Genomic DNA, 25609 nt, shown 5'->3' on the forward strand with positions numbered 1-25609 from the left:
ACTGGAGATAAGGCCGCATGGCAACACTAACCACCACCCAAACGTCACCTTCGCTGCTTGGCGGCGTGGTGATCATCGGCGGAACCATTATTGGTGCCGGGATGTTCTCCCTGCCAGTGGTTATGTCCGGTGCGTGGTTCTTCTGGTCGCTGGCGGCGCTGGTTTTCACCTGGTTCTGCATGCTCCATTCCGGGCTGATGATCCTTGAAGCAAACCTGAACTACCGCATTGGCTCCAGCTTCGACACCATCACCCGAGATCTGCTGGGCAAAGGCTGGAACCTGGTGAACGGGGTGTCCATCGCGTTTGTACTCTATATCCTGACCTACGCGTACATTTCAGCGAGCGGATCGATTCTGCATCACACCTTCTCCGAGATGTCGCTGAACGTTCCGGCGCGTCTGGCGGGTCTCTGCTTCGCGCTGGGCGTGGCGTTTATCGTCTGGATGAGTACCAAAGCGGTCAGCCGCATGACGGCGATCGTGCTGGGCGCCAAGGTCATCACCTTCTTCCTGACCTTCGGCAGCCTGCTGGGGCACGTCACGCCGGCCACGCTGTTTAACGTTGCGGAAGTGAACACCTCCTACACGCCATACCTGCTTATGACGTTGCCATTCTGTCTGGCGTCGTTCGGCTACCACGGCAACGTACCGAGCCTGATGAAGTACTACGGCAAGGATCCGCGCACCATCGTGAAATGCCTGATTTACGGCACGCTGCTGGCGCTGGGGCTGTATGTGATCTGGCTGCTGGGGACGATGGGTAACATCCCGCGTCCAGAATTTATCGGCATTGCGCAGAAGGGCGGTAACATTGATGTGCTGGTACAGGCGCTGAGTGGCGTGCTGAACAGTCGCAGTCTGGATCTGCTTCTGGTGGTCTTCTCTAACTTTGCGGTGGCGAGCTCATTTCTCGGCGTGACGCTGGGCCTGTTTGACTACCTGGCAGATCTGTTTGGTTTTGATGACTCTGCGATGGGGCGCTTCAAAACGGCGCTGTTGACCTTCCTGCCGCCGATTGTGGGCGGCCTGCTGTGGCCGAACGGTTTCCTGTACGCCATCGGCTATGCAGGACTGGCGGCTACCATCTGGGCGGCGATTGTACCGGCGCTGCTGGCGCGTAAATCGCGTAAGCGCTTCGGCAGCCCGAAATTCCGCGTCTGGGGCGGAAAACCGATGATTGCGCTGATCCTGGTATTTGGTCTCGGCAACGCGGTGGTGCACATGCTGTCGAGTTTTAATCTGTTGCCTGTGTATCAGTAAACAGAAAGCCCGGTGGCGCTACGCTTACCGGGCCTACAGGGATCGCGTAGGCCGGATAAGGCGAAGCCGCCATCCGGCAAAAAACTACCCCACCAACTCCTCTTTCACCTGCATCGCCAGATCAAATGAATGCAAACGCGCCTGATGATCGAAAATCTGGCCGTTGACCATAATTTCATCCGCCTGCGTTTCTCGTAGCACTGCCTCCAGACCGTGACGCACCTTCGCCTTATCACCCACCAGCGACATGCTCAGGGCCTGCTGCACGCCATACTGCTCGGAGGCCGACCACAGCTGATGCATATTTTCTACCGGTGGTGGCAACTGGCCCGTCTCGCCGCGACGCAGCTTCACAAACGCCTGCTGCATGGAGGTAAACAGGAATTCCGCGTCGCGGTTGCTGTCGGCGGCAATGATATTGATGCACACCATCGCATACGGCTTCTCAAGACGCTCGGAAGGCTTGAAGTTTGTGCGGTAGAGATGCAGAGCCTGATGCAGCATATCCGGTGCGAAGTGGGAAGCGAACGCGAACGGCAGCCCCAGCTGTGCGGCAAGCTGTGCGCTGTACAGACTTGAGCCTAACAGCCACACCGGGATTTTCTCGCCGTAGCCCGGCACCGGGCGCACGTGCGGGTTAGGATCGCTCGCATCGAACCAGTCTACCAGCTCCGCTACATCACGCGGGAAGTTGTCGATATCGCCGCTCATATGGCGACGCAGGGCGCGCATGGTCGGCTGGTCGCTGCCCGGCGCGCGGCCAAGACCCAAATCAATGCGACCGGGGTAGAGTGTATTCAGGGTGCCAAACTGCTCGGCAATCACCAGCGGGGCATGGTTCGGCAGCATCACGCCACCGGAGCCAAGGTGCAAAGTAGTGGTATTCGCCGCCAGATAGCCAATCAGTACTGAGGTGGCGGCGCTGGCGATGCCCACCATGTTATGGTGCTCCGCCAGCCAGTAGCGGTGATAGCCACGTTTTTCGGCAAGCTGAGCCAGATCCAGAGAGTGCGAAAAGGCTTCTCTTGCCGAGGAGCCTTGTGGAATCGGTGCCAGATCCAGCACCGAAAACGGAATGGTTTTGTCAGTCATAACAGCTCACTTTGTCGACGGTCAATCTTTAATACTGCATTAAAAAATGATAACCGTTGTTAACAAAGTGAGCTTTTTTACCCCTGCAATTCCAGCCCGGCGAGACGTTTCCAGTAACCGTTGCAGTCGCTGTTTGCCGTCAGCGGCAGCGGCGAGGCGCCGTTTTCGTTGGCACGGAAGGCGTCCAGCATGGCGAACACGCCGGTATCGAGCGGCGAAAGACGCACCATATCCACCAGCCCATGCATTGACGCCAGCTCGTTGCCGAGGTTATAGACGTAACCGCTCATAGTCTGAATGCCGTTGAGGACAAACACCTGCTGATTCTCCTGCGACAGCATGCTGCGTCCGTTCGGGTACTTAATGCAGCAGGTTTCACACTCGTCTTTCGGGCGATCTTCGGAACGCGCGGTGAAGCAGCGGGCAGAGTAGGCCAGCGGCAGATGGCCGTAGCTCAGCACTTCGACTTCAAACTGATTGCGAATGCCCAGCTCGTCACACTGATTTAGCAGGTTGACCAGCCAGTCGCGGGAGAGCTCAACCGGCATGCACCAGCGTGTCATCCCCTGTTTGAGCAGCATGCGCAGGGTCACCGCGTTATAGCAGTTCAGCGCATGTCCGGCGACAAACGGCAGCTTACGCTCGGCGCACATGTTCACCACGCCCAGGTCGCTCGCCTCCAGCAGGAACTCACCGTTTTCGACGTAGCGCTTCAGCTCGCCCAGTTCAGAGGACGCCTGCACCAGCGCCAGCGTCGAGAGCACCACCTGCTTGCCGCTGCCGGCCAGGCTTTTCGCCATATCCAGCCAGTCGCCCACTTTGGTGGCACGGCGCTTGCTGCACACCGCTTCGCCGAGGTAAATCACATCGGCGCTGCTGTTAGCCGCCTGCTGGTAAAAATCTTCCAGCATCTCTTTTGGCCAGTAGTAAAGCACCGGCCCTAATGAATATTTCATGATTATCTCACTGCCATTTACGGTGATACGCGCCGAGCGTGGTTTGCGTGCCTTCGGACATCGCGCCGAGCGTCTCCATCCAGGCCGCCTGCGGGGCGTAGTTTTGCGGGTCCGCCATGCAGCGGTCGATGGCCTGACGCCACACCTTCGCCACCTGGCTCACGTAGGCCGGGCTACGCTGGCGGCCTTCGATTTTCACCGAGGCAATGTTGGCGGCCAGCAGTTCCGGCAGCAGCTCCAGCGTGTTGAGGCTGGTGGGCTCCTCCAGCGCGTGGTAGCGCTCGCCGTCCACCAGATAGCGGCCTTTGCACAGCGTCGGGTAGCCCGCGTTTTCACCGTCCTGATAGCGGTCGATTAACACGTTATTCAGGCGCGACTCCAGTCCCTGCGGCGTTTGCTGCCAGCGAACGAAGCGGGCAGGCGAGCAGGCACCGACGGTGTTTGGCGATTCCCCGGTAAGATAGGAAGAAAGATAGCAGCGGCCTTCGGCCATGATGCACAGGCTGCCGAAGGCAAAAACCTCCAGCGGCACTGGCGTGACGCGCGCCAGTTGCTTAACCTGATGAATAGAGAGCACGCGCGGCAGCACCACGCGAGCCACGTCAAAGTGTCGATGATAAAAACGCACGGCCTCTTCATTGGTGGCCGATGCCTGAACAGAGACGTGGCGCTCAATATGCGGATAACGTTCTGCCGCATACTCAAGCATAGCGAGGTCGGCCAGGATCAACGCATCGGCGCCCAGCTGGGCCGCCATATCCACGGCGCGCTGCCAGCGGGCGTAGCCATCAGGATGGGCAAAGGTATTGATGGCGATGTGCAGTTTGCGCCGGTGCTGGTGAACGAAGTTAACGGCTTCCTGAAGCTTTTTCTCCGTAAAGTTAAGACCCGCAAAATGGCGGGCATTGGTATCATCTTTCAGCCCGATATAGACCGCATCGGCCCCATTTTCGATGGCCGCCTTAAGCGCCGGAAGGTTTCCGGCAGGGCAGAGCAGCTCCATAATTTATCCCGATGTTGTCGATCGCAGGGATCGTAAAAAATGTTAACGAGCTGGGATTTTAATTAACCCATACGCGACAATTTTTGATTTAAGGCAGCTAATGGCGTATTGATGGCACCAATAATGAGGTATACCGGACAACGGTTTGTTGATTTACGCCGCTATCTTCTTGTCGGGATATGGCAAAATAGCAGGACTATAGCTATCAGGGAGTAAAGCTCGTGCTGGATAAACTGCGTTCACGTCTCGTACAATTTGGCCCATCAATGCTGAGCGTGCCGGTAAAACTGGCGCCGTTCGCGCTTAAACGCCAGGTGCTGGAACAGGTACTGAGCTGGCAGTTCCGCCAGGCGCTACAGGACGGTGAGCTTGAGTTTCTGGAAGGCCGCTGGTTAAAGATTGAAGTACGCGATATCGGGTTGCGCTGGTTTACTTCCGTAGAGAACGATCGGCTTATCGTCCGTGAAACCGCCGAGGCGGATGTCAGCTTTAGCGCGGATGCCAGCGATCTGCTGATGATCGCCGCGCGCAAACAGGATCCGGACACCCTCTTCTTCCAGCGTCGTCTGGTGATTGAAGGCGACACGGAGCTCGGTCTGTACGTCAAAAATTTAATGGATGCCATTGAGCTGGAGCAGATGCCGAACGCACTGCGTATGATGTTGATGCAAATGGCAGATTTCGTTGAGGCCGGGCTAAAAACCCCGCCGGACAGTAAACACACTTCAGTAGGTGAACCATGCTGATTCGAGTCGAAATTGGGATTGATGCGCCGGGTATCGATGCGTTGTTACGCCGCTCTTTTGCAGGCGACGCCGAAGCTCAACTGGTTCACGATCTTCGCGAAGATGGCCTGATTACGCTGGGTCTGGTTGCCACCGACGATGAGGGGCAGGTGGTCGGCTACGTGGCGTTCAGTCCGGTGATTGTGCAGGGCGAAGAGTTACAGTGGGTCGGCATGGCGCCGCTGGCTGTGGATGAAAACTACCGTGGACAGGGCCTGGCACGCCAGCTGGTCTATGAAGGGCTGGATTCCCTGAATGAATTCGGCTATGCCGCTGTCGTCGTTCTGGGCGATCCGGCGTTCTACGAGCGTTTAGGCTTTGAGCCAGCGTCCAGATACGATCTGCGCTGCCACTGGCCAGGCACGGAAACATCTTTCCTGGTACATCCTCTGGCGGACGATTCGCTCGACGGCGTTACCGGTCTGGTGGAGTACCACGATCATTTCAATCGTTTTTAAGCAGGCTTTCGCGTAGCGCCTCGAAAGAGCCGTCCCCGTTGACGAGACGCTCTTTCTGGCGCTTCGTCAGCTGCTTGATGCGGTATTCCAGCCTGAGCGCCAGGGATCTGTCGCCCACGGCGGCTGAAAACGCCAGCTGAAGTTCACCTTTCCCCCGCAGTGCTTTCGCCCCTTTTCCCGTTTGATGTTGTAAAAAACGCCGTGCCACATCGGTAGTGATCCCGGTGTAGAGTGCGTTATCAGCGGTTCGGACAAGATAGAGAAACCAGCACACGGTAAACAGATTCAGTATGTTAAGGTGAACGCACCATAGCATGAGAGAGAGCGAAAATGGAAACACTGGCCGCCATTAACCGCTGGCTGGCAAAGCAGCATGTTGTGACCTGGTGCGTCTGTAAAGACGAGGAGATGTGGTGCGCAAATGCCTTTTATTACTACGATCCCGAGCGCGTGGCCTTTTACGTGATGAGCGAAGACAAAACGCGGCATGCGCAGATGACGGGCCAACAGGCAAAAGTGGCGGGCACGGTAAATGGTCAGCCTAAAACCGTTGCGCTGATCCGCGGGGTCCAGTTCAAAGGCGAAATTCGTCGCCTGGAAGGTGAGGAAAGCGACGCCCAGCGTAAACGCTATACGCGCCGCTTCCCAGTGGCCGCAGCGCTAAAAGCCCCGGTGTGGGAAATCCGCCTCGATGAGCTGAAATTTACCGACAACACCCTGGGCTTTGGCAAGAAGCTGCACTGGTTACGCACCGAGCAGGCGTAGCGCTTCGCGGTTAAACGCTGGAAGATCGTCCGGCGTACGGCTGGTGATCAGCTGATCGTTATCGTTCACCACTTCCTGATCGTAGAACTCGGCACCGGCGTTTTTCAGATCGATAACGATCGGTTTCACCGCGGTGAGCTTACGCCCGCGTACCACCTCGGCGCTGATGAGCAGCTGCGGACCGTGGCAAATGGCAAACACCGGTTTACCGGTGCCGACGAAGTCACGGGTAAAGGTGACGAAACGCTCGTCCCCGCGCAGGGAATCCGGTGAATGGCCGCCCGGTAACAGCAGGGCGTCGAAATCCGACGGGCTGACGTTATCAATGGATTCGTCAATGGTCACGCTGGCTTCACCCTTGTGGCCCTTCACGGTTTTACCCGCTTCTTTTTCGATGGTGACCACCTCGTGGCCCGCCTTGCGGAATGCCTCTGCTGGCGACGTAAATTCTGAATCTTCAAACTCGTCGGTAATCAAGACTGCGATTTTTTTACCCATGCTTCCTCCGTTGTTTTCGCTTCAGACTGTTTTTTTCCCGTTTGTGGTAAATACTTACCGGTAACAGACTTTTAAGTGTGGTAGAGCAGGCCCAGATCGCAAACGGACTATTCTGTAAAGGGGACAAGATGAGTCAGGTACTGATTACCGGCGCAACCGGGCTGGTGGGTGGACATTTGCTGCGGCTGCTGATCCAGGATCGGCATATCAACTATATCGCCGCCCCGACGCGTCGCCCGCTGTTGGATATCACCGGCGTCTATAACCCGCACGATCCCCAGCTTACCGACGCGCTGGCGCAGGTGCAGGATCCCATTGATATCGCCTTTTGCTGCCTTGGCACCACCCGACGGGAAGCGGGCAGTAAAGAAGCCTTTGTCCATGCAGATTACACGCTGGTGGTAGATACCGCCCTGACGGCCAAGAAGCTGGGTGCTAAGCATTTCCTGGTGGTCAGCGCGCACGGCGCGAACGCAGGCTCGCCGTTTTTTTACAACCAGGTGAAGGGCAAAATGGAAGAGGCGTTAATCGCGCAGCAATGGGAGCGCCTGACCATCGTACGGCCTTCCATGCTGATGGGCCACCGCGACGAACGGCGTTTCAACGAGTCTTTTTTCGCTCCGCTGTTTCGCATCCTGCCCGGTAACTGGAAGTCCATCGAGGCGCGGGATGTCGCGCAGGCGATGCTGAAAGAGGCACTGGCTCCGTCGCAAGAGGGGGTTAATATTATCCCTTCGGCAAAACTGCGTGAAATCGCGCAGGGCGAGGCGTAAACTTCCCCGGCTTATTAAATAACACCTTCCGGGGAATGGTATGACTGGTCAGTCTTCATCTCAGGCGGCAACACCTGTTCAGTGGTGGAAGCCCGCACTCTTCTTTCTCGTGGTCATCATTGGCCTCTGGTATGTGAAATGGCAGCCGTACTACGGTAAAGCCTTCACCGCCGCCGACACCCACAGCATCGGTAAATCGATTCTCGCGCAGGCCGATTCCAGCCCGCTTCGCGCGGCGTGGGATTACGCAATGGTCTATTTTCTTGCCGTCTGGAAAGCGGCGGTATTGGGCGTTTTGCTGGGCTCGCTGATTCAGGTACTTATCCCGCGTAACTGGCTGATAAAAACCCTGGGACAACCGCGCCTGCAGGGCACGCTGCTGGGAACGATTTTCTCCCTGCCGGGCATGATGTGCTCCTGCTGCGCTGCACCGGTGGCGGCGGGTATGCGCCGACAGCGCGTGTCCATGGGCGGCGCGCTTGCCTTCTGGATGGGTAACCCCCTGCTGAACCCGGCAACGCTGGTGTTTATGGGCTTCGTTCTCGGCTGGCATTTCGCGTTTATCCGTCTGGCGGCTGGCCTGCTGACGGTGGTGCTTGTCGCTACGCTGGTGCAGCACCTGGTGAAAGACAACGAGGCCGGGCCTGCCTCCGTTGAGCTGGACCTCAGCGATCCGCAGGGCAGTTTCTTATCTCGCTGGGGCAAAGCGCTGTGGCAGCTTTTCTGGAGCACAATCCCGGTCTATATCCTGGCCGTACTGGTGCTGGGGGCGGCGCGCGTCTGGCTGTTCCCGCATGCGGATGGCGCTATCGACAACACGCTGATGTGGGTGATTGCGATGGCGGTGGCCGGTTGCCTGTTTGTGATCCCAACCGCGGCGGAGATCCCGATTATTCAGACCATGATGATGGCTGGCATGGGTACCGCACCGGCGCTGGCGCTGCTCATCACGCTGCCGGCGGTGAGCCTGCCGTCGCTGATCATGCTGCGTAAGTCATTCCCGGCGAAAGCGCTGTGGCTGACGGCGGGGCTGGTGGCGTTGAGCGGAGTGATTGTGGGGAGTATGGCGCTGGTGTGAAAGAAAGCCCGGTGGCGCTGGCGCTTACCGGGCTTACAGTCAGGTGTGAATTACTTGATATAAGTAAACGCGGTGGTGACGTGCTTCACGCCGCTCACCCGGCTGGCGATATCCGCCGCCGCTTTCCCTTCACGTTCTGTCACCAGGCCCAGCAGGAACACTTCGCCGTTCTCCGTGGTTACTTTCACGTTTGAGGATTTCACCTGGTCGGTACCCAGCAGCTGGGAACGCACTTTGGTGGTGATCCAGGTATCAGATGACGCGGTGCCGAGACCAATCGGCTGGCCCTGGCGGATCTCGTTAAACACTTCCGCCGTACCTTCTACGCCCATCGCGATCTGTTTGGCGCGCGAGGCGAGTTCAGGGGTTGGCGCCTGGCCTGCCAGCAGAACTTTGCCCTGATAAGCCGTCACGTTAATGCGTGCTTCCTTCTTGATCTGTTCGTCTTTCGACAGCGCACTGTTTACGCGCAGCTCAAGCGTACCGTCATCCACCTGCGTCCCAACGGTACGCGGATCGGTCGCTGCTTTGGTGCCGACCGCTGCGGTACCGACTACAGCGGCAGCGATGCATCCCTGAAGCAGTAATGCAGACATCACGACTGCAAGGGCCGATAAAACCTTCATGAGAACTCCTTAATCATCCTGGTGAGGGAAAAGCGTGTTATCGATCAGATCGCATAAGCAGTTCACCGTGAGCATATGCATCTCCTGGATGCGGGCGCTACGGTGCGAAGGAATGCGGATCTCCACATCCTGCGGCCCCAGCAGGCCAGCCAGCTCACCGCCGTCGTAACCGGTCAGGGCGACAATCGTCATGTCCCGGGTTACTGCCGCTTCAACCGCCTTAACGATATCCCGGCTGTTACCGCGCGTGGAGATCGCCAGCAGCACGTCTCCGGCATGGCCTAAGGCGCGCACCTGCTTGGCGTAAATTTCGTCATGCAGACGATCGTTGGCAATCGCAGTTAAGACCACGTTATCGGTGTTTAGTGCAATGGCAGGTAAACTCGGTCGCTCGGTTTCGAAGCGATTGATCATGCTGGCAGCAAAATGCTGTGCGTTGGCGGCGGATGTGCCATTGCCACAACAGAGGATTTTGTTGCCGTTGAGCAGCGACTGAACCAGCGTCATCGCTGCACGCGAGATCGCGTCCGGAAGGGCTTCCGCCGCGGCAATCTGCGTTTGAATGCTTTCTGTGAAGCACACTTTTATTCGTTCGAGCACGGTATCCCTTTAAAATCTTATTTATGCGTCTTCGCCAAACGCGTTTTTAAGCCAGTCGATCGCATTTCCGGTGAAGGCTACCACATCGAAACGGCAATCCACAGTATCAAAACTCCCATTATGGCGGGCAAGCCACAAGTGGGCAGTCTGTAATAATTTTTGTTGTTTGGCGAGCGTCACGCTGGCGGCAGCACCGCCAAAACGGGACGACTGTCGGTAGCGTACTTCAACAAACACGATGGTTTGACCGTCTTTCATAATCAGGTCAATCTCGCCGCCGCGCCCGCGAACGTTGGCGGCGACAAAGCGCAGTCCTTTGCCTTCAAGCCAGCGGCGCGCTTTTAGCTCCCACGCGTCGCCGGTCTCTTTGCGGCTTAACTGGCCGGGACGATCTGCCCCTGCTGGTATTTGAGCCATGATAACTTCCTGTTAATCACACAATCCTGATCGGCGGTCAGATCGCCGGTATTCCCGTTAAGCTCAAAGCCCGGTACCTGGCGCATCTGGGTAAAGTGGTTTGCCAGCGCCCAGGCATCGACGCCCATCGCGTACAGACGCGCCAGGGAATAATCATTGCGCACCGCGCCCAGCGCCTGCTGCATCAACTGCGGGTTGCTGCCTGCCAGCATAGGGATCTCGCTGTATTGCAGTCCTTCCATTTCCAGACGGAAATCCGGGCCTGCGGTACCCTGTGCGCTGCGTGAGCTGGCGTAGAGCGTTGCGCCGCTCTGGCTGCCGTTACGCATGGCGATCATTGGTTTGATAAAGGCGATCTCTTCCGGCGTAGCGACGATGTACGCCGAATCCACTTTACCGCCGCCGCTGATTTGCGCGTCGGTAGGGGGGGCTGGGATCGTCAGACCGCCGATGGTGACGCTCTGCTGCTGCGGCAGGCTGGCGGATACCGGGCTACCGTTGAGGGCAATACCTGCCCCGCCGTTCACGCCCGCTCTCAGTTCGGAAGCTGAGCCAAATTTCTGCTGCAACACCACGCCACCGCCAAGGGTCTGCCACTCTTGCGCAAAGGCGTTGGCAACGCGGTCGCCCAGCGTGCTGCGTGGGATCAGCAGCAGCGGCGCCTGTTTGCCCTGCTCGTGGATATGACGGGCCGCATCGCGGGCTTCATCCTCCGGAGAGAGGGCGAAGTAACAGATATTGGCGCGGTTCTGAACCTGCTCAGGCTGGTTAAGCGCCAGCACGTTCAGCGTGGTGTTGCTCTTCATCAGCGCTTCCACGTTGTTTTTCAACAGCGGGCCGACAACGATGCTGGCCCCGTCCTGCTGAACCTGCGCCAGCACCTGGTCAAGCGGCTGGGCGCTGGTGTCGTAGATTTTCAACTCTGCACCAGGGTTAGCGCTGGTGGTGGCCACAGCCTGCGGCTGGGCTGCTGGCTGCTGTTCCGGCTGCGCGGTTTGCGGCTGAGGTTGTTCTGCCGTCGCGGGCGCCGGAGTTTCAGCCGGGGCCTGTGTTGCCGCAGGCGCTGAGGTAGCGGGTTGCGTCGTTGGGGCGGTAACCGGATTCTGCATGGTGCCCTGGGCAGGGGTTTGCGCGGTGGTCAGGTCGCTGGTTTCGGCGGCTGACGGACTGACGACGTCATTCACATTCGCCGCCTGTGCTGCCTGCGCCGGAACGGCGCTGCCGGTGACGGTGGTAGTGCCGTTTTTCGCGGCTTCAAAACCTTGCTGAATGGCGCGGCCAAACACCGCTGCCTGGCCGTTTAACGGCAGCAGCAGGGCGATTTTGCTGGTGGAGGCGGGCTTAAAGTTTTGCACGTTCACCAGCTGCGTTGGCAGCATTTTTGCTCCCGGGTTTTGCGGGTAGCGCTTTTGCCAGTCGGTAATGCCGGCTTTCAGCATGTTCGGATCGCTGCGGTTGTTGAACCACATCTGTTGCAGATCCAGCCAGCCTTGCAGGACATTTTCATCGGCGTTGATCACCAGCGCTCTGGCCTGATCCTGGGTCATGGAGGCGAGTGCCTGCCAGGTTGCGTCAATATTTTTCTGCTTGTCCGCACCCGCGAGCAGAGGCTCCTGGGCAATCAGCGCGCGGAGAAGCGTCAGGGAGGGGCGACCCTGCTCAGCGGTGATACCGGCCTGCCAGAAACGGGCCTGCTGATTCTTATCCAGCGCGCTCAGTTCGATAGTGCCGAGGATCTTCTTCGCGCCGTCGAAATCTTTCTGCGCGACCTTCAGTTCTGCCGACAGCAGCGTCTGCTCATGGCGCTGATCGTCGTTAAGATCCTGCGGCAGCTGGCTGAACAGCTCGGCGGCCTGCTGGGTTTTTCCTTCCTTCAGCAGTGCACGAATGGCGAGTAATTGCCAGTTGATCCTGGTATCATTTGAACTCTGCGACATTTGTTGCAGATAAAAGCCAGAATCAGCCTGAGCGGATCCCTGCATATGAGCAGTGCTCTGGTCAGGTGCCTGGGTGCCGCAGCCGGTAAAGATCAGGGCTGCCAGCAGGAGGGGCACGCTGTGCGCGGCTTTTTTACGAAGAAACGTTAACGGTACCATACTGTATCCAGTGATTTTTTTACGCAATGCTCAATATTAAATCGGCAATACGGACGAAACAATGAAACAACACGAAACGGCAGATAATTCTCAAGGCCAGCTTTATATTGTACCTACTCCTATCGGGAATTTGTCTGATATTACCCAACGTGCACTCACTGTATTGCAAGCTGTTGATTTAATTGCTGCTGAAGACACCCGTCATACCGGTTTACTGCTGCAGCACTTTGCCATTAACGCCCGTCTGTTTGCCCTGCACGATCACAATGAGCAACAAAAAGCCGAAACGCTGGTGGCGAAGCTGAAAGAAGGGCAGAACATCGCGCTGGTCTCCGATGCGGGTACGCCGCTTATCAACGATCCGGGTTACCATCTGGTGCGCACCTGCCGTGAAGCAGGGATCCGCGTTGTGCCGCTGCCGGGGCCGTGTGCTGCTATTGCCGCATTAAGTGCGGCGGGCCTGCCGTCCGATCGTTTCTGCTACGAAGGTTTCCTGCCTGCTAAATCCAAAGGCCGTCGCGACGTGTTAAAGGATCTGGAAGCAGAGCCGCGTACCCTGATTTTTTACGAATCAACCCACCGCCTGCTGGAAAGCCTGGAGGATATGGTTACCGTCTGGGGCGAATCCCGCTACGTGGTGCTGGCGCGCGAGCTGACCAAAACCTGGGAAACCATTCACGGCGCGCCGGTTGGCGAACTGCTGGCGTGGGTGAAAGAGGATGAGAACCGCCGCAAGGGCGAAATGGTGCTGATTGTCGAAGGGCATAAAGCGCAGGAAGACGCCCTGCCTGCCGATGCGCTGCGTACGCTGACCCTGCTACAGGCTGAACTGCCCCTGAAAAAAGCGGCGGCGCTGGCGGCGGAGATCCACGGCGTGAAGAAAAATGCGCTGTATAAATATGCGCTGGAGCAGCAGGGGGAGTAAGCCCCTGCCGCCTGTTTTGCCGGGTGGCGGCTTCGCCTTACCCGGCCTACACCGTGTCAAAGCCTTACTATTTTCCCGGCATCGCCTCAAACACCAGCGTTTCCAGCGGTTGCAGCGTAATCACCACAGCGTTTTTATATTCCTCTGGTACGGTCGAATTACTGCCGTACACGGCTTTCAGGGTAAACTGCGAGCGCTCTCCTGCCGGGATCTCAAAATCTTTGGTTAAATCCAGGTAGTAACGTTGCGGCTTATCCGACGGGTTGCGTAAACCAAAAATCGCTTTGTCTTTACTCCATGAGGCCCAGCCGTAAACCTCAAGCGAAGTTGGGTCACCGCCAATCCAGTGCGTATCCACCAGCACGCTGGCATTCTCACGCGACCACTTCGCCGCCTGTGCCAGGGTGTCCCACTTCGCCTTGTTAAGCATGGACGGCGTGATGTACAGCTCCTGAAGTTGAGTTCCGGTCGCGAAGTAGCTCCAGACCTGATCGGCAAAATCACCGTCCGTTTGTACTTTCTCCAGTCCATAGTAAGCGTTCTCTGCACTGACGATCCCGTGGTACATCAGGGAGTTCAGCGGGAACAGCGGGCCTTTACGTACGATGGAGCGATAAGTTTCGGCATCCCGGTAGGTCATCCACTGCTGCACTGGCGTGCCGGGACCGTACAGGTTGATATCATCGCCCTGACGCCAGATTGAATCAGCATAGAACAGCCAGGACGGGCTCGCGTCGGTCCCGGTGGTCAGGTTGATAAACAGGTTCGGGTTTGCGCTGCGCATGTTGTGCAGCAGGGCAATGGACGCGTCAAAATCCGATGCAAATGGGCTGCCCTTGATATGCGAATTGGCGTTACCCATTCCGTCGAGCTTGAACGAGGTAATGTGCTCGTTTTTGATCAGCTTAATGATCTGATCGTTAAAGTTTTTAAAGTAGTTCGGCCCCGACAGCGCCAGCTTGCCGTCTACGGTTTCGAAACCATACTCTTTTGCATGCGAGACGCGAATATCGCGCGGCTTGTTGTAACCGCCCCACGGTGAAAGCCACAGCCCAACCGAGCTATGCAGGCTATCGGCTTTTTCCCTGACTTTGCCAAAACCGTTGCTGAATGCCGGGCCAAACAGCCAGCGTCCGGTGCGATCGTCCCAGCCATCGTCCAGCAGGAACGCGTCCAGCGCCACCCCGCGTCCGGCAATAAATTCTTTATTCCATTCGTCCATCCGCCCAATGACATCCTGCTCGGAGTAAGGAGTAAAGAAGCCAATGTCCATCCAGCTGTTGTAGTGCAGATAAGGCTTATAAGGCCGCGGGCGCACGGCATCGATAAACTGGTTTACGCTGCGCCGCAGCTGATTAGTTTCCGGGAAAGTGCCGAACCAGGTGGTAAAACTGACCGGTGTCTCAGGCAGAATTGGCGTTTTCAGCTCCACGTTGAGGTTCGTGGTGGCTTCATAAGCGTAAGTATTCACAATCGGTTTGTCTGGCAGGATGAAGAACGAGTCGGCCACGATTGGCGAGCTGTTAATCGCCCCGTCAACGTAAGGTGCCTGAGACTGCTTCTTCGTCGGGAAGAAGGTCATTTTCGCTACGTCCCGCGGCTGCCCGACGGCGGCGATGGTGTAGCCGATGCTGGCGTATTTTCCCTTCACCAGGTTCAGTTTCACCGTTACGTTAAAATCCGGATGCGTAAAGTCGATGACTATCGCGTTGTCCTGCTTTTCGACGTGCTTGATTTTGAAATCAGCGGTGTGGATTTTTGTTTCATCCGGCAGTGTCAGAAAGAACAACTCCTGTGGCGTGAGCGGATGGTTAGCCTTGCTGTCCGTTACTACTACCGTTGCATTTGCATCATCAAACGAAAGGGCAATATTGTTGTTACTGAGCGCGTAGTTTGCTGCCGCCGCGCCATGAGAAACACAGAGAGCCAGCAGCGAGAGAGTGAGCCTTGTTTTCATCGGGGTAAGATCCTTATCAGTAATGCTTCAGCATTCGGTTGATGGACTGTTCCAGCCAGTAGCGCTGGGTGCCGAAGTTAATACGCAGGTAGTTTTCGCCGTTTTGTACGTAGTGGCTGCCATCTTCGATGACCACGCCAGCCTGTTTGGCGAAATGTTGGGTTAGCGCCGTCGCACTGCGATCGTCCGCACTGACGTCTATCCAGGCGAGATACGACGACTCCGGGTTCATCATCTTCCATGCAGGGAAGTGGGTCTGGATGGCATCCGCAAGGTAGCGGGCATTGCCGCGCAGATAACCATTCAGCGCGTCGAGCCATGGCAGACCTTGCTGATAGGCCAGAATAATCCCCCACACGCCGAAGATATTCGGCGAGGTAATGGAGTTCTTCTCCAACTGCTGGCGGAAACGCTGGCGCAGCGAATCGTCTGGAATCATTGAGTAAGATGTTTTTAGCCCGCCAAGGTTGAAGGCTTTATTGGGGGAGGTCAGCACAATCAGGTTGTCCTGGGCGGCACAGCCCGAAGTCAGACAGCTGACGAATGTACCGTCCAGAATGTGCTCGGCGTGAACCTCATCAACCACCAGAATCGTGCCGTAGCGCTTACAGAGATCGGACACCTGGCGTATCTCATCCGCGCGCCAGATGCGGCCCGAGGGGTTATGCGGCGAGCAGAAGAACCACAGTTTTGGACGGTGAGTTTTGAGCTGAACTTCAATCAGATTAAAATCCAGCTGATAGCGGTTTTCCTTCACGCTCAGCGGATTTGCAAGCACCCGCACGCCCTGTCGCTGTGTCGCCATCGCAAACGGGTCATACACCGGGGTGTTCATCATCACGCAGTCGCCGGGATTGCAGAACGCCTGAACCGTATAGTGCAGCGTAGAAACGGTGCCGTAGGTCAGGGTGATCCATGACTTATGCACCTCAACCTGATGACGGGTGCGCTGGAAGGCGATGACCGCATCGTAGAATTCGTCGAAGCACCAGGTGTAACCGAAGGTGCCATGCTCCACGATGCGCTGAAAGCCTTCAATCACGGCGGGTGGCGAGGTGAAATCCATGTCTGCTATCCACAGCGGGATAAATCCCTCCGGGACATCACCGAAACGCGAACACACAAACGCATGATCCCATTTACGGCATTTATCGCTTTTACGCTCAATGATTCTGTCGAAATCAAACACAACGACCCCCTGTTAAATTAAGGCTTCAATGCCGGATTTGACGCTCTGCACCTGCGGGCCGATGATCACCTGAACGCTGTGGGCATCAAGCACCACGACTGACAAGGCGCCAGCGGCCTTCAGCGCCTGCTGGTCGATAAGCCCCATATCTTTCACCACCAGACGTAAGCGGGTAATGCAGTTGTCGAGCGACTCAATATTCTCTTTACCGCCAAGCGCGCGAAGAATAAGCCCATGATCGTATTTTGATTTTCCACGTGCCCGGGTATTGGCTTCCACCGCCTGGAGCGCACCCTGCGCGTCAACCTCACGGCCTGGCGTTTTTATATCGTGCTTGAGGATGTACCAGCGGAAGACGAAGAAGTAGATAGCAAACCAGGCAATACCCACCGGGAACAGCAGATACCATTTGGTCGACATCCCCTGCATGACGCCGAAGATCAGCAGATCCAGAATACCGCCGTCAGTGTTGCCGATGGTGACGCCGAGCAGCGCCATCACCATCAGCGCCAGGCCAGACATAACGATATGAAACGCGTAAAGCACAGGGGCAATAAACAGGAACAGGAACTCAATCGGCTCTGAAATACCCGTGACAACTGAAACCAGCACGCCTGAAAGCAGCAGCCCTTTAATCACCGGACGGTTTTCCGGGCGCGCGGTGCGGTAGATAGCGTAAGCCACGGCAGGCAGGCCGAAGATAAAGGTCGGCATAAACCCTTGCGATAAAAATGCCGTAACGTGCGGGCTAAACGGCAGACCCGCTTTCAGCTCGGCGTAGAAAATGTTCAGCGCACCGGCCACTTCCTGGCCGTTAACCATCTCAATGCCGCCCGCCGGGGTGAAGCGCACCATCGCCAGCAGAATGTGATGCAGGCCAAAAGGTTTGAGTAGCAGCACGCCCACGCCATACAGGAACGGTCCAAAGACGCTGGTGCTCTGGATGATATGACCAATCCCGGCAATGCCCATTGCCACATATTCCCACAGCAGGGGGATGACCAGGCCGACCAGCGACAGGGTGAGGGCGGTAACAATCGGAACAAAACGAATGCCGCTAAAGAAGGCAAATGCGTCGTGCAGCACCGTGTCCTGGAAGCGTTCGTGCAGGAAGTAGGTGATCACCCCTACCACAATGCCGCCGAGCACGCCCATCTCCAGCGTTTGAATGCCAAGCACGATGGATTGTCCCACCTGTCTCATGGTGGCGGCATCCGCAAGCTGGTGGGTGGCGGTCAGGTAGTAGTTGATGCTCATGTTCATCAGCATGTAGCCAACGAATCCGGCAAAAGCGCCCACCGCTTTATTACGCCTGGCAAGGCCCATTGGGATCGCCATGGCAAACATCAGCGGCAGATAGGTAAAAGCAAAGCCACCGACCATGGCGATAAAACCAAAGGTGAGCTGCGTTAACTCGCCGCCCAGAAAGGGAAAACTTTTGATGGTGGAAGGGCTGGTGACAGAACTACCGATACCTAACAACAACCCCATAAAGGCCAATAGCGAAACCGGGAACATAAACGTCTTTCCCAGGCTCTGGAAAAACTCCCACGCTTTCGATTTAAACGACTTTTCCTGTGTCATGTAGGGACTCCTCGGATTTTTAGGATAATGGAAGGCGCTGTCCGGCTTAAGGACGCGCCTTCATATTTGCGAGGCTTATAGTTATTTTTTAGGTACTAACGTTATGCGCGATGGGTTCAGGCTTCAGCCGGAAGCAGCAGCCGGTTCGCCGAGCCGCAAACGGTGATTTTGCTTCTGACCACCTCTTTCATGGCATCCATGCCGACGCGCATGTAGAAGCGCGGATCGTTGCCCTGTGGGTTCTCGGCAAACCAGGCTTTGACTGCGTCAGAGAAGGCGATTTTCAGCTCTGTTGCGACGTTAACTTTGCAGACGCCCAGCTCAATGGTGCGGCGCACATCCTCATCCGGAACATCGCTCGCACCGTGCAGTACCAGCGGCACTGTCACTACCTCGCGGATCTCGGCCAGCCGCTGGAAGTCGATTTTTGGGCGTTTGGTATAGAGGCCGTGCGCGGTTCCGATGGCAACGGCGAGGCTGTCCACGCCTGTCAGTTCGACAAAGCGTTTTGCTTCCTGCGGGTCGGTCAGGAACGCGCTTTCGGCGTCGACGCTCATGTCATCTTCCACTCCACCCAGTCGGCCCAGTTCGGCCTCGACGCTACAGTCGTTGAGGTGACAGAAATCGACGACCGATTTCACCAGCTTGACGTTTTGTTCGAAGGGGTAATGGCTACCGTCGATCATTGCGCTACGTACGCCGGCATGGACTTTGCGGCGAATGTCATCCAGCGATTCGTGGTGATCGAGGTGTAGCGCCAGCGGCATGTCATAAGTAAGGGAATATGCGCTGCACAAGGCGTAGATCTCTTCCAGCGCAATATGTTTAAACGTCCCCGGCGTACCCGCGAGGATCACCGGGGATCGCATTTCGCTACAGACTTCGAGGATCGCCTGGATCGTCTCGGCGTTATGAATGTTAAAGGCCGGAACGGCATAGCCCTTTGCCTGTGCGTCCTGCAAAAGATATTTGGTGGAAATAATACTCATGAGCCTGTCCTCTTAAGCCTGCCACGGATGAATAACGACGCCCTGGACCACACGGTTAACCGTACCGCTGGCGGATGGCGTATCTGGCGTATTGCCAACGTGCAGAGACTGGGTCAGTGCGAAGACCTGGGCGTACATCAGGAAGCAGAACGCCTGCTCCATATCGTTAAATGAACGAGAAGGCGGCAGCAGGATATGCGGGCCAGCTTCAATGACCGGATCCGTTTCGGCTGCAATGGCTACTACCCGCATAGCCTGACGATCGCGACGTAGCTCGGCGAGCAGATCCAGATCGTACTGACGCGTGTACGGATGGCTGGAGACAAACACGACGACCAGCGTTTCGTTGTCCACCAGTGACTTAGGCCCGTGACGGAAACCCGTTGGCGAATCGTAGAATGCCGCCAGTTTGCCGGCGGTCAGCTCCAGCACTTTCAGCGCAGACTCCCGTGCGGCGCCCTGTAATCCACCGCTGCCCAGATAAACAATGCGTTTCCACGGTTCGTTACCAAAGACGCCGGGGCTGAAATCGCCAAGCGAAGTGAGGATCGCCTGACAGCGATCGGACACGTTCCGGAACGTTTTGCTGTTGATCGTTTCCGGTGCGAATACCGCCAGGCAGCTCGCCATCATGGTGGTGATGCTGCTTGTCATCGCGAACCCGCGATCGTGCGTTTCGGCTGGCATGAGCAGAGCGCAGGCGTTATCGCTGTCGACGGCATTCTGGTACAGGCTGCCCGCTTCATTACAGGTGATCGACAGGTGGTAGCACTCCGGTACGAACTGATTCGCCAGCTCAACGGCGGCGACGCTCTCCGGGCTATTGCCAGAACGGGCGAAAGAGACCAGAAGCAGCGGGTGCGCAGGGCTGAAATAATCCATCGGGTTGGTGACCAGATCGGTCGTAGGTATCGCGGTGATGTTTTTCCCCGTGTGGCTGGCAAGCCATGGCGCAATGATGTCGCCGATAAAAGCGGACGTACCCGCGCCGGTCAGAACGATCCGCAGATCGGGCTTGCGCAACAGTGGTGTCAGAAAACTGTCGATCGACGCGCGCAGGTTATCAATATTGTTGAGTGAGCGAAGCCAGCTGGCTGGCTGCTGGCGGATCTCTTTTTCGGTCCAGGTGCCGGTGGTGGCGGTAGTGGTTTGTGGCATAACTCAGTCCTTAGTCGTGTGAATTCCACATCAGACGCTGGCAAACGTGTCGCTATCTTTCGTTTCGTTTCACTTGTTCACTTTAGCAGTTAAATAAAATCTATAGAAAAGAAATCGAAAGTTCAATGGCGTAAAAGAAATAAAACGAAAAGTGTGATCGCGAAAGGAAAGGAGAAAATCAAGGAAAGGAAAAGAAAGGCCTTACGATCGTCTTCCGTAAGGCCAACAGGGCACACTGTGAAAGGGCTACAGGGAAAGAGCCTGACCCTGGATCCAAATCTGCCGGAGGTGTAAACCCGCATCCAGCGCAATAATATTGGCGCGTTTGCCCGGCGCTAACGATCCCAGCAGGTGATCCATACCGAGCAGACGGGCGGGATGCAGTGAAGCCATATGGATAGCTTGCTCTGGGGCGACCCCCGTATGCTCCACCATATTTCGCACGGCGGCATCCAGCGCGAGCGTGCTGCCCGCCAGCCCGCCTGAGGCCGTGCGGACAACGCCGCCCTGCATCTCGACACTTTCACCACACAACGTATAGCGTCCATCAGGCATACCCGCCGCCTGCATGGCATCGGTAATCAGCACCGTACGATCCTTCGCGCAGCAACAACACAGCCGCATGGCTCCAGGATGAACGTGATGCCCGTCGGCAATAAGCTCCAGCCACGCGCGTGGGTCCGTAAGGCCAGCGCCAACCATGCCGGGCTCCCGGTGGTGTAACCCCGTCATGCCGTTGTAGCAGTGCACCAGCCCGGCTGCGCCTGCATCAAATGCGGCCAGGGTTTGCGCGTATGTAGCGGCGCTGTGGCCTAGCATGACGCGTATCCCTTTGTGCTTGAGGTGATGGATCGCCTTCAGGGCTTCCGCTTTTTCCGGAGCAAGCGCCACTACCCGCAGCGTGTTCTGCGAAACCGCAATCAGATCATCAAGTTCCGCGAGATCCAGTTCGCGAAACAGTTCTTGCGGATGTGCCCCTTTGTTCTGCGGCGTAAAGTACGGGCCTTCCAGATAGCTGCCCAGGACCTGCGCACCGGGGCCACCGACATGACAGCGTCGGGCAATGCGCCGTAACGCGCTATGGATCGCCTCCAGCGGAGCGGTGACGGTGGTAGGCAGAAACGCCCCCACGCCTTCACGCGCTTTATGCATGGCTAACCGGTCCAGCACGTCGGGGGCATCATCCATCACATCCACACCCGCGCCGCCGTGGACGTGGATATCAATGTATGCCGGGCAAAGCAGGTCTGCCTCGCGGGTGTTAACCCCTGCCGGAATCGGCTCGATGGCGGTGATGACGCCTCTATCCATGCGCAACTGATGGTCATCCAGCCAGCCCTGCCCGGTAAGCAGACGACGCGCGCGCAGCAGCTGGCTCATATCCCTTCCTCGGCGGGCGCTTCCTCGCGACAGCGTGCAAGCTCATCCACCAGGCTGGTCAGGCCGCGATGGCCGCACTCCAGCGCCTGCAAACGAAATGCTTCACTGCTTAACCCTTCGCGCTCCAGAACCATCTCCAGCAAAAGCTGGAGATTGGTGCCGGTGATCACTTCGCTGCCGGGGTGTTGCATCGCGAGGGTAGAGGCCACACGAAACGGCGTACCGCCGAGAAGATCGGTGAGAAACACGATATCGTGCTCTGCATCCAAATCATTCACTGCCTGCTCAAGCTGCGCGGTCAGCCGCGCAGTGGTGGAGCTTTCCGGAAAATCGATGGCGATAAACTGCGGCTGTTCGCCGAGGATTTGCTTCATCGCCTGTTCCAGCCCGCTGGCAAAACCGCCATGACCCGTCAAAATAATGCCTAACATCGCAACCTCTTTGCTTTTACAGGAAGTGACAGAATTTACCGACAACGCCCAGCACCACGGTGATACCAATCAGGCGCAGCGGGCTCCAGCCACGGCGTACCAGCCAGAACATGGTCAGGGTGTAGACCAGCGGCAGAAAGGCGGGCATCAGTTTGTCGATCACGTCGGTTTGCAGTTTGACGACCGCATCCCCGGCTTTAATCTCGAGTGTGGTATTCAGGCGCACATAGGTTGCCACCAGCGCACCAATCACCGTCATCCCGACAATGGACGCAGCATGACCAACCTTTTTGGTATTGGCCTTGATCAGCGGGATCGCGGCGACCCCCATCCGGTAGGCATAGTGCGCCAGACCAAAACGCAGGCCGAGATGCACCACGTTAAACAGCACGATAAAGACCACGGCGCCAAGAATGGATCCCTGTAGCGCCAGGCTGGCGCCAATCCCCCCGCAAATAGGCAGCAGGGTTAGCCAGAACATGGCGTCACCAATGCCACCGAGCGGTGCACCGACGGCAATTTTAGTGCTCTGGATGCTGTTCACATCCTGCTTGGAACGCTCCATTGCCAGAATAATGCCGATGACGAAGGTCACCAGGAACGGGTGGGTGTTAAAGAAGCCCATATGGCCTTTCATGGCGCGCGCCAGGTCCCGCTTATTGGTGTGGATCTTTTTCAGCGCGGGCAGTAGCCCATACAGCCAGCCGGAGGCCTGCATTCGCTCGTAGTTGAACGAGGCCTGTAGCAGCATGGAACGCCAGGCGACACGGTTAATATCCTTTTTCGTTAGCTCAGCGCCAATACTCTGGTCTTCGTAGACGTTTTCATTCACGCCGGTCAGCAGCGTCTCTTCACTTTCAGACACGCCCGGCAGGGTGGTTGGATTAGATGCCATCTTCAAATTCCTCTTTCTGGGCCGCAGGCGCCGTCGGTTCAGGCGATTTGCGCAGCAGGTCGATCAGCGCCATCGCCAGCGCAGCCGCGGCAATCGCCAGCACCGGCAGTTTCAGCCAGGCCGCGGCGACAAAGCCGATAATGAAGTAAGGGATGTAGACGTTTTTCATCATGATCTTCAGCAGCACGGCGAAGCCGATCGCTGGCATGATGCCGCCCGCGACGCCCAGACCGTCGATCAGACGTTCCGGCAGGACATCAATGGCGGTTTTCGCGTGTTCAGCCCCGAAGTAGATGGGCAGAAACGCACACAGGAAGTAGAAGACGCCGAGCGCCAGCAGTGCCAGATAGTTGACCCGTTCAATACCACGGGTGTCTGCGTTAGCCGCCATGCGATCGCAGCGGGACATCACGCCGGACATCACCGAGAAGAGGAAAGTGATCCCCATCTGAACCGCCACGGCAAACGGCACGGCGACCCCAACGGCGACATCCGGCTTCACGCCTGTGGTAATGGCAAATGTGGTGCCAACGATGGTGCCGATAATCACGTTTGGCGGCTGCGCGCCCGCCAGCGGCGCGAGACCCATCCAGACCAGTTCTAACGTACCGCCGGTCAGAATTCCGGTGTGCAGATCGCCCAGAATCAGGCCAACCAGTGGCCCGAGCACCACCGGACGGTGCATGTGTGTTAAGCCGTTAAACATATCCAGGCCCGCGATAAAGGCGAGAAGCCCCAGCGCGAAAGCTTGCAACAGACTGATTTCCATTGTGAATCCCTCAGAGCAGTTTAAAGAGATCCAAAGCAGTCTCTGTTGGAACGCCCTGAACGAAGCATTCCACTCCGGCCGCCTTCAGGCCGTTAAACGCGGCGATATCGTTCGCGTCTACAGATACCGTTTTGGCAATTTGCTGTTTGCCACTGGCGTAATGCATATTTCCGACGTTGATACGGGTGATGGGCACGCCGCCCTCGACCAGCGTTAAAAAATCAGCCGGTGTTTTACAAACCAGCAGAATTTTCTGCCGGTCGGCGGCGCGATGAATGTTGTCGATCACTTTTTGCAGGGACCAGAAACGCACGGCGATGCCTTCCGCAAGCACCATCTCCATCAGGTTTTGCTGAACCGGATCGTCTGCAACCTCGTCATTTGCCACCAGCACCAGGTTCGCCCCCGCAAACCCCACCCACTGTACGCCCACCTGACCGTGGATCAGGCGTTCATCAATGCGGCATAAGACAATGTTTGGCATAGCGTTTTCCTCTTTTTTAATTATGCGTGTTGAGTCGTTACGCCTTCGCAGGCGGTATGGTACTGCTGGAGTATGTCCTGAATGTGGTCGAGAATGAGCTCCCGTGGTGTGGACCTGAGAGCACCCTCGCGAACTTTGCTGTACTGCAACGGCAGATACTGGCTGATCAGCGGCAGCGGGATCGGTTCATCCGCCAGGTTGCGTACCAGTCGCTCAAAAGCCTCGTCAATCTGGCTGTCTGGCCAGTAATAGCGCACGCGGTCGGAATAGCTGTAACCGCGGGCCAGGCGACGGGCATTGCCGTCGCCGTGATAGTGGCTTTGCCAGTATTCCGGGCGATCGAGCATCACGTTTTCCAGGACGTGACGCAGTCCTGAGCAGGCTTTTGCCGGTAAAAGCTCTTCTTCAATTGCAGCCAGTGAGAACAGCGCTTCGCGCAGCGCGAAGGTTAGCGCAGGGCCGACTTTCAGAATGGCGAAGTGATCTTTCACCAACTGGCGCAGCGCCTGCGGCGTCTGGTAATCGGTAGAGTGTGCTTCAAATACGAGCGTGTCGTAGGCTTCAATCATCTTGCTCAGTGCGACGGCTTTATGCGGTTGATAGTCACAAACGTGCGCATGGTCGAACTCAACGCCAGGCTGAACCACCAGGCCAATAATGCGCGGCCAGATGTCGCTTAACCCTTCCTTCTCGAATGCGTGGCGGTGTGCCTCAAGCGTGGCACGTGCCGCCTCTGGTGTGGTGACCTCAAGCTCGGTCAGCGTTTCGTGTGCCCCACCGGGAACCGGAACTTCCGTGCCGATAACGTAGACCAGATCCGCTACGCCAAATTGCTCGAGACAGGTGGTTTCGGCAATTTTAGCCAGCCGAGCGGCACGCCCGGCAACGATTGCATCGGTTAAAGGAACCGGATCGTCTTCGCAGGACATGCTGCAATCGAGGTGAATTTTTTTAAATCCGGCCGCCACGTAGCTCCTGATCAGATCGTCGGCGTTCGCCATCGCCTGCAAAGCTGGCAGGTTTTGCCAGCGGTTAGGACCTAAATGATCGCCGCCAAGGATCAGCTGTGAGGTGGGGAAACCGAGGGATCCCGCCAGATTGCAGACAAACCCATAAAAATCGGCGGGCGTCATACCGGTATATCCGCCAAACTGATCCACCTGGTTTGAGGTGGCTTCAATCAGCAGAGGCGTCTGTTGTGAATGGGCGTAACGAATTGCAGCTTCAAGTACCAATGGATGTGCGGAACAGACGGCGTAAATCCCGTTTGTATTCCCCCGTTTATGTTGTTCCACCATTTCTGTCAGATGTTTCACTTTCCTCTCCATTTCGGATGGTGTTGGTATTCATCTTTCGTTTTGTTTCCTTTGATACTGCATTATGGTGGGGTAAAAATAAAACGAAAGATAATAGTTTTCCGATCTGTTTCACAAAAGAAA

The 25609-nt window shown here is 56.9% G+C and carries 27 protein-coding genes; 7 read left to right on the forward strand and 20 right to left on the reverse strand.

The features are described from left to right. Nucleotides 1–17 precede the first annotated feature (17 nt). Nucleotides 18–1262, forward strand: coding sequence for a tryptophan permease (gene mtr, locus ACOT1A_RS12365; protein WP_058646869.1), 1245 nt, complete (start codon nucleotides 18–20; stop codon nucleotides 1260–1262). Nucleotides 1263–1346: 84 nt separating this feature from the next. On the opposite strand, the gene ACOT1A_RS12370 is transcribed toward mtr, so the two are convergent. The 3 genes from ACOT1A_RS12370 to ubiU form a co-directional block, all read right to left on the reverse strand. Further along, nucleotides 1347–2354: a luciferase-like monooxygenase gene (locus tag ACOT1A_RS12370; protein ID WP_022649512.1), complete on the reverse strand. Its 1008-nt coding sequence runs from the start codon at nucleotides 2352–2354 to the stop codon at nucleotides 1347–1349. Nucleotides 2355–2431: 77 nt separating this feature from the next. After that, on the reverse strand, nucleotides 2432–3310 hold the full coding sequence (locus ACOT1A_RS12375) for a U32 family peptidase (RefSeq protein WP_276170024.1): 879 nt from the start codon (nucleotides 3308–3310) through the stop codon (nucleotides 2432–2434). A gap of 7 nt (nucleotides 3311–3317) precedes the next feature. Then, nucleotides 3318–4313, reverse strand: a complete 996-nt coding sequence (ubiU, locus tag ACOT1A_RS12380) for a ubiquinone anaerobic biosynthesis protein UbiU (RefSeq protein WP_022649510.1) — start codon at nucleotides 4311–4313, stop codon at nucleotides 3318–3320. Between the two features lie 221 nt (nucleotides 4314–4534). On the opposite strand from ubiU, the gene ubiT reads away from it, so the two are divergent. Together ubiT and ACOT1A_RS12390 are read left to right on the forward strand one after the other, a co-directional pair. Beyond that, on the forward strand, nucleotides 4535–5059 hold the full coding sequence (gene ubiT / locus ACOT1A_RS12385) for a ubiquinone anaerobic biosynthesis accessory factor UbiT (RefSeq protein WP_023307057.1): 525 nt from the start codon (nucleotides 4535–4537) through the stop codon (nucleotides 5057–5059). Then, nucleotides 5053–5556: a GNAT family N-acetyltransferase gene (locus ACOT1A_RS12390; RefSeq protein ID WP_022649509.1), complete on the forward strand. Its 504-nt coding sequence runs from the start codon at nucleotides 5053–5055 to the stop codon at nucleotides 5554–5556. Before ubiT ends, ACOT1A_RS12390 begins: the two co-directional genes overlap by 7 nt. Here the strand turns inward: ACOT1A_RS12390 and ACOT1A_RS12395 are convergent. Next, nucleotides 5543–5872 carry a GIY-YIG nuclease family protein gene (locus ACOT1A_RS12395; protein WP_003861768.1) on the reverse strand — a complete coding sequence of 110 codons (330 nt, stop codon included), beginning with the start codon at nucleotides 5870–5872 and terminating at the stop codon, nucleotides 5543–5545. The genes ACOT1A_RS12390 and ACOT1A_RS12395 overlap by 14 nt on opposite strands. Nucleotides 5873–5886: 14 nt before the next feature. Here ACOT1A_RS12395 and ACOT1A_RS12400 point away from each other — a divergent pair, with 14 nt between their 5' ends. Beyond that, nucleotides 5887–6321, forward strand: coding sequence for a YhbP family protein (locus ACOT1A_RS12400; RefSeq protein ID WP_022649508.1), 435 nt, complete (start codon nucleotides 5887–5889; stop codon nucleotides 6319–6321). On the opposite strand, the gene ACOT1A_RS12405 is transcribed toward ACOT1A_RS12400, so the two are convergent. After that, the gene (locus ACOT1A_RS12405) at nucleotides 6301–6819 is read right to left on the reverse strand and encodes a type 1 glutamine amidotransferase domain-containing protein (protein WP_015571965.1); all 519 of its coding nucleotides are present in this window, start codon (nucleotides 6817–6819) and stop codon (nucleotides 6301–6303) included. The genes ACOT1A_RS12400 and ACOT1A_RS12405 overlap by 21 nt on opposite strands. Before the next feature lie 128 nt (nucleotides 6820–6947). On the opposite strand from ACOT1A_RS12405, the gene ACOT1A_RS12410 reads away from it, so the two are divergent. Both ACOT1A_RS12410 and ACOT1A_RS12415 read left to right on the forward strand, forming a co-directional pair. Then, a complete protein-coding gene (locus ACOT1A_RS12410) occupies nucleotides 6948–7592 on the forward strand; it encodes an NAD(P)H-binding protein (RefSeq protein ID WP_022649507.1) in 645 nt (214 codons plus the stop codon). A 40-nt stretch (nucleotides 7593–7632) separates the two neighbouring features. Next, nucleotides 7633–8670, forward strand: a complete 1038-nt coding sequence (locus ACOT1A_RS12415; protein ID WP_022649506.1) for a permease — start codon at nucleotides 7633–7635, stop codon at nucleotides 8668–8670. Between the two features lie 50 nt (nucleotides 8671–8720). Here ACOT1A_RS12415 and dolP read toward each other — a convergent pair whose 3' ends face one another. Genes dolP through ACOT1A_RS12435 form a run of 4 tightly spaced genes read right to left on the reverse strand, consistent with a single transcriptional unit; the run spans nucleotide 8721 to nucleotide 12409 of the window. Continuing rightward, nucleotides 8721–9296, reverse strand: coding sequence for a division/outer membrane stress-associated lipid-binding lipoprotein (dolP, locus tag ACOT1A_RS12420; protein WP_022649505.1), 576 nt, complete (start codon nucleotides 9294–9296; stop codon nucleotides 8721–8723). Nucleotides 9297–9305: 9 nt separating this feature from the next. Further along, nucleotides 9306–9896 (reverse strand): DnaA initiator-associating protein DiaA, encoded by a 591-nt coding sequence (gene diaA / locus ACOT1A_RS12425; protein ID WP_003861754.1) that lies wholly within the window; start codon nucleotides 9894–9896, stop codon nucleotides 9306–9308. Nucleotides 9897–9917: 21 nt separating this feature from the next. Beyond that, the gene (locus ACOT1A_RS12430) at nucleotides 9918–10313 is read right to left on the reverse strand and encodes a YraN family protein (RefSeq protein WP_022649504.1); all 396 of its coding nucleotides are present in this window, start codon (nucleotides 10311–10313) and stop codon (nucleotides 9918–9920) included. Further along, entirely contained in the window at nucleotides 10271–12409 is a 2139-nt protein-coding gene (locus ACOT1A_RS12435) for a penicillin-binding protein activator (RefSeq protein ID WP_276170025.1), read from the reverse strand. Before ACOT1A_RS12435 ends, ACOT1A_RS12430 begins: the two co-directional genes overlap by 43 nt. Before the next feature lie 61 nt (nucleotides 12410–12470). Between ACOT1A_RS12435 and rsmI the strand changes: the two genes are divergently transcribed. Further along, on the forward strand, nucleotides 12471–13334 hold the full coding sequence (gene rsmI, locus ACOT1A_RS12440) for a 16S rRNA (cytidine(1402)-2'-O)-methyltransferase (protein WP_023307053.1): 864 nt from the start codon (nucleotides 12471–12473) through the stop codon (nucleotides 13332–13334). A 67-nt stretch (nucleotides 13335–13401) separates the two neighbouring features. On the opposite strand, the gene ACOT1A_RS12445 is transcribed toward rsmI, so the two are convergent. The 11 genes from ACOT1A_RS12445 to kbaZ all read right to left on the reverse strand — a co-directional run bounded on the left by ACOT1A_RS12445 (nucleotide 13402) and on the right by kbaZ (nucleotide 25498). Beyond that, nucleotides 13402–15291: an enterotoxin gene (locus ACOT1A_RS12445; RefSeq protein ID WP_032626403.1), complete on the reverse strand. Its 1890-nt coding sequence runs from the start codon at nucleotides 15289–15291 to the stop codon at nucleotides 13402–13404. Between the two features lie 16 nt (nucleotides 15292–15307). Then, the gene (locus ACOT1A_RS12450; RefSeq protein WP_023307051.1) at nucleotides 15308–16480 is read right to left on the reverse strand and encodes a MalY/PatB family protein; all 1173 of its coding nucleotides are present in this window, start codon (nucleotides 16478–16480) and stop codon (nucleotides 15308–15310) included. A 12-nt stretch (nucleotides 16481–16492) separates the two neighbouring features. Continuing rightward, the gene (gene malX / locus ACOT1A_RS12455) at nucleotides 16493–18064 is read right to left on the reverse strand and encodes a maltose/glucose-specific PTS transporter subunit IIBC (protein WP_022649499.1); all 1572 of its coding nucleotides are present in this window, start codon (nucleotides 18062–18064) and stop codon (nucleotides 16493–16495) included. 116 nt (nucleotides 18065–18180) lie between these two features. Next, nucleotides 18181–19053 carry a tagatose-bisphosphate aldolase subunit KbaY gene (gene kbaY / locus ACOT1A_RS12460; protein WP_003861740.1) on the reverse strand — a complete coding sequence of 291 codons (873 nt, stop codon included), beginning with the start codon at nucleotides 19051–19053 and terminating at the stop codon, nucleotides 18181–18183. Nucleotides 19054–19065: 12 nt separating this feature from the next. Then, entirely contained in the window at nucleotides 19066–20211 is a 1146-nt protein-coding gene (locus ACOT1A_RS12465) for an SIS domain-containing protein (RefSeq protein ID WP_032626396.1), read from the reverse strand. Between the two features lie 246 nt (nucleotides 20212–20457). Next, nucleotides 20458–21591 (reverse strand): N-acetylglucosamine-6-phosphate deacetylase, encoded by a 1134-nt coding sequence (gene nagA / locus ACOT1A_RS12470; protein ID WP_154850002.1) that lies wholly within the window; start codon nucleotides 21589–21591, stop codon nucleotides 20458–20460. Next, nucleotides 21588–22022 carry a PTS galactosamine/N-acetylgalactosamine transporter subunit IIA gene (gene agaF, locus ACOT1A_RS12475; RefSeq protein ID WP_038416780.1) on the reverse strand — a complete coding sequence of 145 codons (435 nt, stop codon included), beginning with the start codon at nucleotides 22020–22022 and terminating at the stop codon, nucleotides 21588–21590. Before agaF ends, nagA begins: the two co-directional genes overlap by 4 nt. Nucleotides 22023–22038: 16 nt before the next feature. Next, a complete protein-coding gene (gene agaE, locus ACOT1A_RS12480; protein WP_022649494.1) occupies nucleotides 22039–22917 on the reverse strand; it encodes a PTS N-acetylgalactosamine transporter subunit IID in 879 nt (292 codons plus the stop codon). Further along, a complete protein-coding gene (gene agaW, locus ACOT1A_RS12485; RefSeq protein WP_003861730.1) occupies nucleotides 22907–23686 on the reverse strand; it encodes a PTS N-acetylgalactosamine transporter subunit IIC in 780 nt (259 codons plus the stop codon). The genes agaE and agaW overlap by 11 nt, the downstream gene beginning before the upstream one ends. 10 nt (nucleotides 23687–23696) lie before the next feature. Beyond that, nucleotides 23697–24170, reverse strand: coding sequence for a PTS N-acetylgalactosamine transporter subunit IIB (agaV, locus tag ACOT1A_RS12490; protein ID WP_003861728.1), 474 nt, complete (start codon nucleotides 24168–24170; stop codon nucleotides 23697–23699). Nucleotides 24171–24190: 20 nt separating this feature from the next. Beyond that, the gene (gene kbaZ, locus ACOT1A_RS12495; protein ID WP_154850000.1) at nucleotides 24191–25498 is read right to left on the reverse strand and encodes a tagatose-bisphosphate aldolase subunit KbaZ; all 1308 of its coding nucleotides are present in this window, start codon (nucleotides 25496–25498) and stop codon (nucleotides 24191–24193) included. Between the last annotated feature and the right edge of the window lie 111 nt (nucleotides 25499–25609).

Source organism: Enterobacter cloacae complex sp. SYL003, from assembly GCF_049236925.1.
In the GTDB taxonomy this organism is placed as follows: domain Bacteria; phylum Pseudomonadota; class Gammaproteobacteria; order Enterobacterales; family Enterobacteriaceae; genus Enterobacter; species Enterobacter intestinihominis.

What these genes read in the sequence shown, in the direction of transcription:
- nagA (WP_154850002.1), bottom strand. Translation starts at nt 21,591, where the DNA reads ATGAGCCAGCTGCTGCGCGCGCGTCGTCTGCTTACCGGGCAGGGCTGG.
- ACOT1A_RS12375 (WP_276170024.1), bottom strand. Translation starts at nt 3,310, where the DNA reads ATGAAATATTCATTAGGGCCGGTGCTTTACTACTGGCCAAAAGAGATG.
- ubiU (WP_022649510.1), bottom strand. Translation starts at nt 4,313, where the DNA reads ATGGAGCTGCTCTGCCCTGCCGGAAACCTTCCGGCGCTTAAGGCGGCC.
- ACOT1A_RS12435 (WP_276170025.1), bottom strand. Translation starts at nt 12,409, where the DNA reads ATGGTACCGTTAACGTTTCTTCGTAAAAAAGCCGCGCACAGCGTGCCC.
- kbaZ (WP_154850000.1), bottom strand. Translation starts at nt 25,498, where the DNA reads ATGGAGAGGAAAGTGAAACATCTGACAGAAATGGTGGAACAACATAAA.
- dolP (WP_022649505.1), bottom strand. Translation starts at nt 9,296, where the DNA reads ATGAAGGTTTTATCGGCCCTTGCAGTCGTGATGTCTGCATTACTGCTT.
- ACOT1A_RS12410 (WP_022649507.1), top strand. Translation starts at nt 6,948, where the DNA reads ATGAGTCAGGTACTGATTACCGGCGCAACCGGGCTGGTGGGTGGACAT.
- ACOT1A_RS12405 (WP_015571965.1), bottom strand. Translation starts at nt 6,819, where the DNA reads ATGGGTAAAAAAATCGCAGTCTTGATTACCGACGAGTTTGAAGATTCA.
- malX (WP_022649499.1), bottom strand. Translation starts at nt 18,064, where the DNA reads ATGACACAGGAAAAGTCGTTTAAATCGAAAGCGTGGGAGTTTTTCCAG.
- ACOT1A_RS12370 (WP_022649512.1), bottom strand. Translation starts at nt 2,354, where the DNA reads ATGACTGACAAAACCATTCCGTTTTCGGTGCTGGATCTGGCACCGATT.
- rsmI (WP_023307053.1), top strand. Translation starts at nt 12,471, where the DNA reads ATGAAACAACACGAAACGGCAGATAATTCTCAAGGCCAGCTTTATATT.
- ACOT1A_RS12430 (WP_022649504.1), bottom strand. Translation starts at nt 10,313, where the DNA reads ATGGCTCAAATACCAGCAGGGGCAGATCGTCCCGGCCAGTTAAGCCGC.
- agaV (WP_003861728.1), bottom strand. Translation starts at nt 24,170, where the DNA reads ATGCCAAACATTGTCTTATGCCGCATTGATGAACGCCTGATCCACGGT.
- agaW (WP_003861730.1), bottom strand. Translation starts at nt 23,686, where the DNA reads ATGGAAATCAGTCTGTTGCAAGCTTTCGCGCTGGGGCTTCTCGCCTTT.
- ACOT1A_RS12465 (WP_032626396.1), bottom strand. Translation starts at nt 20,211, where the DNA reads ATGCCACAAACCACTACCGCCACCACCGGCACCTGGACCGAAAAAGAG.
- ACOT1A_RS12395 (WP_003861768.1), bottom strand. Translation starts at nt 5,872, where the DNA reads ATGCTATGGTGCGTTCACCTTAACATACTGAATCTGTTTACCGTGTGC.
- ACOT1A_RS12390 (WP_022649509.1), top strand. Translation starts at nt 5,053, where the DNA reads ATGCTGATTCGAGTCGAAATTGGGATTGATGCGCCGGGTATCGATGCG.
- kbaY (WP_003861740.1), bottom strand. Translation starts at nt 19,053, where the DNA reads ATGAGTATTATTTCCACCAAATATCTTTTGCAGGACGCACAGGCAAAG.
- ACOT1A_RS12400 (WP_022649508.1), top strand. Translation starts at nt 5,887, where the DNA reads ATGGAAACACTGGCCGCCATTAACCGCTGGCTGGCAAAGCAGCATGTT.
- agaE (WP_022649494.1), bottom strand. Translation starts at nt 22,917, where the DNA reads ATGGCATCTAATCCAACCACCCTGCCGGGCGTGTCTGAAAGTGAAGAG.
- mtr (WP_058646869.1), top strand. Translation starts at nt 18, where the DNA reads ATGGCAACACTAACCACCACCCAAACGTCACCTTCGCTGCTTGGCGGC.
- ACOT1A_RS12415 (WP_022649506.1), top strand. Translation starts at nt 7,633, where the DNA reads ATGACTGGTCAGTCTTCATCTCAGGCGGCAACACCTGTTCAGTGGTGG.
- agaF (WP_038416780.1), bottom strand. Translation starts at nt 22,022, where the DNA reads ATGTTAGGCATTATTTTGACGGGTCATGGCGGTTTTGCCAGCGGGCTG.
- ACOT1A_RS12445 (WP_032626403.1), bottom strand. Translation starts at nt 15,291, where the DNA reads ATGAAAACAAGGCTCACTCTCTCGCTGCTGGCTCTCTGTGTTTCTCAT.